The following is a 6787-nucleotide window of genomic DNA, read 5'->3' on the forward strand; positions in this document are numbered from 1 at the left end:
CACAGGGCCTGCCGGACTCCACAGGAAACGATCTCTCATCCCTACGATCACATCCGCACTGACCAGCACATAAGACCGCATCAATCATTTAGCGTGGGCCATATGGACCTGCTTGGCGCGTTGGAGGCACTGCGCCGGCCGCTGGATCGCGAGCTGTTCCCGCTGGCGATCGGCGAGGCGCCGGCGGACCGGCGCGCGCTGCGCGAGCTGACCGGGCAACTCGACGACTACCTGTTGCCCAGGCTGCGTGCCCTGGACGCGCCGCTGCTCGCCGTCGTCGGCGGGTCCACCGGGGCGGGCAAGTCCACGCTGGTCAACTCGCTGGTCGGGGCCGATGTCGCCGAGCCGGGGGTGCTCCGTCCGACCACGCTGGTGCCCACACTCGTGGTCAGCCCGGCCGACCGCGCCTGGTTCATGGGCCAGAACGTGCTGCCGGGCTTGTCCCGCGCCACCGGTGACGGCCCGGGGGCGCTTCGCGTGGTGACCTCGCCGTCCCTGGGCGCCGGCCTCGCCCTGCTCGACGCGCCCGACATCGACTCGGTGGTGACCTCGAACCGGGAACTCGCCGCCCAGCTGCTGGCCGCCGCCGACCTGTGGCTGTTCGTCACGACCGCCGCCCGGTACGCCGACGAGGTGCCGTGGAGCTTCCTGCGTTCGGCCCGCGAACGCAGCACGGCGCTGGCCGTCGTCCTCGACCGCGCGCCGCCGGAAGCCGTCGCCCCGGTCTCCCGCGACCTCGCCCGCCTCCTCACCGAGAACGGCCTCGAAGGAACCCGGCTGTTCACCGTCCCCGAGGCGGCCCTCCCTTCCGAGAAGGCCCGGCTGCCCGTGGCGGCGGTGCAGCCCATCGCCTCGTGGCTGGCCGGGCTGGCCGAGGACGCCACGGAAAGATCCCGGGTCGTACGCCAGACGCTGTCGGGAGCGCTCGACAGCCTGGCCACCCGGGTGCCCGCGCTGGCCACGGCCGTCTCGCGCCAGCAGGCCGCCTTCGACGGGCTGCGCTCCATCGTGTCGGGCGCGTACGCGGGCGGGCTGGCCGACTTCGACGAGGGCATGCGTGACGGGTCGCTGCTGCGGGGCGAGGTGCTGGCCCGCTGGCAGGACTTCATCGGCACCGGCGACCTCATGCGCTCCCTGGAGAGCCGGGTGGGGTGGCTGCGCGACCGGATCGTCGGCTTCTTCACGGGCCATGTGCCGGAGGTCCAGCTCAAGGAGGCCCTGGAGAGCGGCGTCGAGACCCTGATCAGGGGGGCCGCCGACGGCTCCGCCGAGCGCGCGCTGGAGGGCTGGTCGGCCGCGCCCGGCGGGCCCGGCCTGCTCGAACGGCTCGGCGCCGTCGAGTCCGCCCGGCTCGGCCGCGCCTCATCCGACCTCGGCAAGCAGGCCGAGGCGGCGGTGCGGGGGTGGCAGGAGTACGTCCTGGACCTGGTCCGCGCCGAGGGGGCCGAGAAGCGGACCACCGCCAGGGTGGCGTCGTTCGGGGTGAACGGGGCCGGGGTGCTGCTCATGCTGGCCGTGTTCGCCTCCACCGGTGGGCTGACCGGGATCGAGGTGGGGATCGCGGGCGGGACGAGCGTGCTGACGCAGAAGCTGCTGGAGGCCGTGTTCGGGGACCAGGCGGTGCGGACGCTGACGGTGCGGGCGCGGGAGGACCTGCGCGAGCGGGTACGCGAGCTGCTGGAGGCCGAGTCCGCCCGGTTCACCGCGCAACTGGAGTCCATCGAGCCGCCGAGGGACACGGCGGACGCGCTGCTCGCGGCCGTCCAGCGGGTACGCGAACATCGGGCGGACCTTCCTGCGGCGGCGACGGCGGAGTTTCCGGCCGTCTCGGCAGCCGATCATCCTGCCGAGGCGACTACGCGGCCCATGGCGCATTCGCCCGCCACCGATCGCCCAGCGTCCACCGGCGATACCGAGCCGCCCGAGCCGCCCGAGCCGCCCGAGAGAACCGAGAGCGGCGAATCCCCGCATCAGGGGCCGGACGGGCGGGAGGGGTCGTGAAGCTGCTGCGCCGCAAGGAGGGCCCGTCCCTCGACTCCCGGCTGGCCGCCCTGCGGGAGGCGGCCTCGCTGAGCGAGGGCCGGCTGTCCGAGGAGGCGGTGTCCGGCGCGCGGTCGGTGGCCGAACGCGCCGGGGTACGCCGCGGCCTCTCCATCGACCACACCGTGGCCGCGCTGGCCGGTGCGACGGGCAGCGGAAAGTCGTCCCTCTACAACGCCCTCGCCGGTGAGGAGCTGGCGACCGTGGGCGTCACCAGGCCCACGACCTCGACCGCCCAGGCCGCGCTCTGGGACGGAGAGGGCTCGGGCCCGTTGCTGGACTGGCTGGAGATCCCGCAACGCCACTCCACCACCGCCACAACCCCGGACTTGTCCGGACTCGTCCTCCTGGACCTCCCGGATCACGACTCCATCCGGCTCTCCCACCGGCTGGAGGTGGACCGCCTGGTCGAGCAGGTCGATCTGCTGGTGTGGGTGGTGGATCCGCAGAAGTACGCCGACGCCGCCCTCCACGACCGCTACCTGCGCCCGCTGGCCGGGCACCGCGACGTGATGCTGGTGGTGCTCAACCAGGTGGACCGCCTGCCTCCGCAGGCCGTCGACCGCTGCGTACGCGACCTGCGCCGGCTACTGGACGACGATGGCCTGGCAGGCGTACCCGTGCTCGCCGTCTCGGCCCGTACCGGCACGGGCATACCCGAACTCCGCTCGCTCCTCGGGGACCGCGTCGCGGAACGCAGGTCCTGGTCCGCCCGCCTGACCGCCGACATCGCCACCGCCGCCGGCCATCTCGCCGGCGCCACGCCCTCTCAGCAGCCCGCGGACGGGCGTGCCGAGGCGGGCGGTGAAAAGGGGACGGCGGGGCTGGGCCGGCGGCTCACGGCCGCGCTCGCCGAGGCGGCGGGGGTGTCGCTGGTCGTGGAGGCCGTGGCCAAGGGGCACCGGCACCGGGCCGTCGTGGCCACGGGATGGCCGGTCACGCGCTGGGTCCGCAGGTTCCGGCCGGACCCGCTCCGCAGGCTCCGCATCGGCGCCATCGCCCCGCCGGCCAAGGCATCGGGAAGACCCGGCACGGAGATCGTCGGGCGTACCTCCGTGCCCGCCGCGACGGCCGTGCAAAGGGCTCAGGTCGAGACGGCGATCAGGGACGTCGGCGAGGGGGCCGCGGCCGGGCTGCCGGGGCCGTGGGCCGCGGCGGTGCGGCAGGCGGCGCGCTCACGATCCGAGGACCTGGCGGACGCGGTGGACCGTGCGGTGGCCAGGACGTCCGTCGGCGCTACGAGACGTCCCAGGTGGTGGCGGGTGGTGAACGTGCTGCAGTGGCTGGTGTTCGCAGGCATGGCGGCCGGCGCCCTGTGGCTCGGTGTGCTGTTCGGGATGGACTACCTGCGCCTGCCCCAGCCGCCGCTCCCGACCGTGGGCGCGGTGCCGTGGCCGACGGTGCTGCTGGTGGGCGGCGCGCTCGCGGGCGTGGTGATCGCGATGCTGTCGAGGCTGGCCGCCTGGGCGGGCGGCAGGCGGCGGGCCCGGCGTACGGCCAGGGCCCTGCGCACGGCCATCGGCCAGGTGAGCAGAGAGCACGTGCTGGATCCCGTGGAGGCGGAGCTGGACAGGTACGCCCGCTTCACCGAGGCACTCGAGCTCGCCCGAGCGTGAACCGTCCGGTCAAGCCGGGCGGCGCCTGAGCGGCCCGGTCAAGCGGACCGGCGCCTGAGCAGTACGGTGGCGAGGAATGTCGCGGGCGGCGGCCAGCGCGGACACCTCCACCTCCATCGCCCCGAAGAACCCGCCGAGCAGCAGCACCACGGCCAGGCTGGGCCCGAGCACACGACCTCGTTCTCGGCCGCCCGCCGTCACGGACAAGATCCACCCATGCCCTAACCGAGAAAGGACATGAGGTGCGGGGTGAGGACGTCCCACGAGACGTTGTGATCCTGCCCTTCGAGGATCGTGTGCTGAGCGGACGGCAGGGCGTCCACCAGGGCCAGTGCGGCGGCCGGAGCCCACGGGCCGGTTTCCGAGCCGGTCAGGACCAGGGTGGGGGTCTTGACGTTCGCCAGGTCGGCCGGCGGGCGGCCGTCGCCCATGATTGCGGCGTCGTAGGCGAGGGTCGGGGCGATCGTCTCCATGGACGCCCACATGGGCGCCTGGCGAATTTGATCGATCATGTTCGGTGGCAGGCCGACGGAACGCAGGAACAGTGCCATGGCGTCCCCGCGACGGCCCTCGTTCAGGCAGGCCGTCAGCTCGGTCACGTACGCCCGGGACCGTGCGGGCGCGTCGGCGTCGAGCTGGAACGGCGGCTCCCACAGCGCCAGCCCGGTGATCGGCAGGCCGGCGGCCGCCGCGCGGAGCGCAAGCACCGCGCCCGACGAGTTACCGAACACGGCCGCGGAACCGCCGGCCCCCTCGATCACTGCCGCGAGATCCTCGATCTCGCGTTCCACCGCATAGGGTCGGGTGTCGCCGCTGTCGCCGCGCCCCCGCCGGTCGTAGTTGTAGACCGCGTGGCCGGCGGTCAGCAGCTCGGCCAGCGGAACGTGGATGCCCCTAGCGCAGGACGCGCCGCTCACGAGGACGATAGGGCTGCCCGAGCCCAGCCGGTCGAAAAAGATCGCGGTACCGTCGGCGGAACGTGTCGTGTTCATGGTTTCAGCCTTTCCAGATGCTCCTGTCTGTCTCACCCACGAACGGCCGGCCCTCAAGCGGACAGATCATCCGAAGAGATCTGGGCGAGGCGCTGGGCCAGGTAGCGGCGCTCGGGCTCGGTCGGAGCCAGGGCCAGAGCTTCCCGGTAGGCGATGGCGGCCTCGGAAAATCGCCTCTGACGGCGCAGGAGATCGGCCCGCGCGGCGGGCAGCAGGTGATAGCCGCGCAGATCGGACGATAGCGCCTCGATGAGGGCCAGCCCGCGCGCCGGGTCGACCATGCCTACGGCGACGCCCCTGTTCAGCCGGACGATCGCGGACGGCACGAGCCTTTCGAGGCGGCCGTAGAGTGCCGCGATCTCGACCCAGGGAGTCTCCTCGAAGGAGGGCGCGGTCGCGTGGCAGGCCGCGATAGCGGCCTGGATCTGGTACGGCCCCGCGCGGCCCTGCCGCAACGCCCCTTCGAGCAGGACCACCCCCTCTCCGATCCGGTCGCGCTGCCACAGCGAACGGTCCTGCTCTTCGAGCGGCACCAGCTCCCGCGCGTCGATTCGGGCCGGCTGCCGGGCGTCGTGCAGCGTCATCAGCGCCAGCAGGCCTGTCGCCTCCGGCTGGCCGGGCATCAGCCGGACGAGCAGCCGCGTCAGCCGGATCGCCTCGTCGGAAAGGCCCCGCCGGATCAGCTCCTCGCCGCTGCTGGCCGCGTACCCCTCGTTGAACAGCAGGTAGAGAACGCCCAGCACGGCATTGAGCCGATCGGACAGCAACTCGGCAGGCGGCACCCTGAACGGGATCCGTGCGTTACGGATCTTGACTTTGGCCCGGGTGAGCCGCTTGGACATCGTGTCCTCGGAAACCAGGAAGGCCCGGGCGATCTCGGCTGTGGTCAGCCCTGCCAGGGTCCGCAGCGTCAGCGCGACCCGCGCCTCGAACGGAAGGGCAGGGTGGCAGCACGTGAACATGAGCCGCAGCCGATCATCTCCGAACTCCTCTTCTGGACCGGCTGTGTCAGGAACGGGCCGGGTGGCCATCTCGCGGAGCTTGGCCGCTCCCACTGCGGCCCTGCGGAGCCGGTCGATCGCCTTGTTGCGGGCGGTGGTGGTGAGCCAGGCACCGGGCTTCGGCGGGAGCCCGTCCGCCGGCCACCGCTGGAGCGCCTGCGCGAAGGCGTCCTGCGCGCACTCCTCGGCCAGGTCCCAGTCGCCGGTCAGACGGATGAGCGTCGCGACGATCTGGCCCCATTCCTCCCGGAACAGGTCCGCAAGCGCCGCCTGGACGTTCAAGGTTGCAAGGCCCGCAGCTCAACGGTCCCGTGGCGGGCCACCGGATGCGTCCTGGCGGCCTCGAGCGCCTCCTCGCGGGTGGCGCACTCGATCAGGCTGAACCCGGCCATGATCTCTTTGGACTCGACGAAGGGGCCGTCCGAGAAGAGCACCTCGCCGTCGCGTACCCGTACCGTCGTAGCGTTCGCCGGCGGTTCCAGGCCACCGCTCTCGACCAGTCTGTCGCCCAGGCCGGCGGCCCATGCCTTGCAGTCGGGCAGGAACTCCGGATCGGCCAGCATCGCCTCGTAGGCCTCGCCGTCACCACATATCAGCAGCAAGTACTTCACACGACCGAGCCTAGACCGGGCTTACTGGACGGCGCGGAGGCAACGCATGGCTTGGGCGCGGAACGCGTCGGCGCGTTCGGGCAGACCACTGGTGAGCGTGAAGTCGGGGTGTTTCACTCCGTGCCTAGTACGGAGATCGTCGGGCGTCGTCGCCGACCTCGGGCATTGCGACCTGCCAGCCGGTTTGCGCAGGATGTCCTGCTCGGTGGTCAGCTTGCGCTCGCTCGCCTCCAACTCGCGCACCCGGGCCTCCAACTCCCGGATACGCTCCGCGGCTTCTTCCCCCGCCCTTGCGGGCGGTCGGCTGCGGGCGCTCTCCGACGCGGCCAGCGGCCCGCCGGCGCCACGCCACGGCAGGCGCTGGCGCCACCTCTTCCAGGGTACGCACCACCACCTCCTCAGCCTGGATCCACGGCTTGATTCTTCGTGTCATTTCTTGGTCCATTTCTTCGACGAGGACCGCTCCTGCAGGTAAAAGCCCAGTTCCGGGGCGTGTGGGATCCGCCGTGCTCTGGTCGCGGCTTGTC

The 6787-nt window shown here is 72.3% G+C and carries 7 protein-coding genes; 2 read left to right on the forward strand and 5 right to left on the reverse strand.

Annotation, left to right across the window (positions count from 1 at the left end):
- Positions 1 to 102: 102 nt before the first annotated feature.
- Together EJK15_RS47735 and EJK15_RS47740 are read left to right on the forward strand one after the other, a co-directional pair.
- The gene (locus EJK15_RS47735) at positions 103 to 2001 is read left to right on the forward strand and encodes an ABC transporter (RefSeq protein WP_240777677.1); all 1899 of its coding nucleotides are present in this window, start codon (positions 103 to 105) and stop codon (positions 1999 to 2001) included.
- Positions 1998 to 3656: a YfjP family GTPase gene (locus tag EJK15_RS47740; protein ID WP_138717096.1), complete on the forward strand. Its 1659-nt coding sequence runs from the start codon at positions 1998 to 2000 to the stop codon at positions 3654 to 3656. Before EJK15_RS47735 ends, EJK15_RS47740 begins: the two co-directional genes overlap by 4 nt.
- Before the next feature lie 9 nt (positions 3657 to 3665).
- Here the strand turns inward: EJK15_RS47740 and EJK15_RS71480 are convergent, their stop codons facing one another.
- Genes EJK15_RS71480 through EJK15_RS47760 form a run of 5 tightly spaced genes read right to left on the reverse strand, consistent with a single transcriptional unit; the run spans position 3666 to position 6503 of the window.
- The gene (locus tag EJK15_RS71480) at positions 3666 to 3827 is read right to left on the reverse strand and encodes a hypothetical protein (protein ID WP_171074944.1); all 162 of its coding nucleotides are present in this window, start codon (positions 3825 to 3827) and stop codon (positions 3666 to 3668) included.
- 50 nt (positions 3828 to 3877) lie between these two features.
- Positions 3878 to 4648, reverse strand: a complete 771-nt coding sequence (locus tag EJK15_RS47745) for an alpha/beta fold hydrolase (RefSeq protein WP_138717097.1) — start codon at positions 4646 to 4648, stop codon at positions 3878 to 3880.
- A 53-nt stretch (positions 4649 to 4701) separates the two neighbouring features.
- Positions 4702 to 5931, reverse strand: a complete 1230-nt coding sequence (locus EJK15_RS47750) for an RNA polymerase sigma factor (RefSeq protein WP_138717098.1) — start codon at positions 5929 to 5931, stop codon at positions 4702 to 4704.
- Positions 5928 to 6260, reverse strand: coding sequence for a YciI family protein (locus EJK15_RS47755; protein WP_240777678.1), 333 nt, complete (start codon positions 6258 to 6260; stop codon positions 5928 to 5930). Before EJK15_RS47755 ends, EJK15_RS47750 begins: the two co-directional genes overlap by 4 nt.
- Positions 6261 to 6281: 21 nt before the next feature.
- Positions 6282 to 6503 carry a hypothetical protein gene (locus EJK15_RS47760; protein WP_138717099.1) on the reverse strand — a complete coding sequence of 74 codons (222 nt, stop codon included), beginning with the start codon at positions 6501 to 6503 and terminating at the stop codon, positions 6282 to 6284.
- Between the last annotated feature and the right edge of the window lie 284 nt (positions 6504 to 6787).

The organism is Nonomuraea basaltis (genome assembly GCF_005893125.1).
GTDB classification, from domain to species: Bacteria; Actinomycetota; Actinomycetes; order Streptosporangiales; family Streptosporangiaceae; genus Nonomuraea; species Nonomuraea basaltis.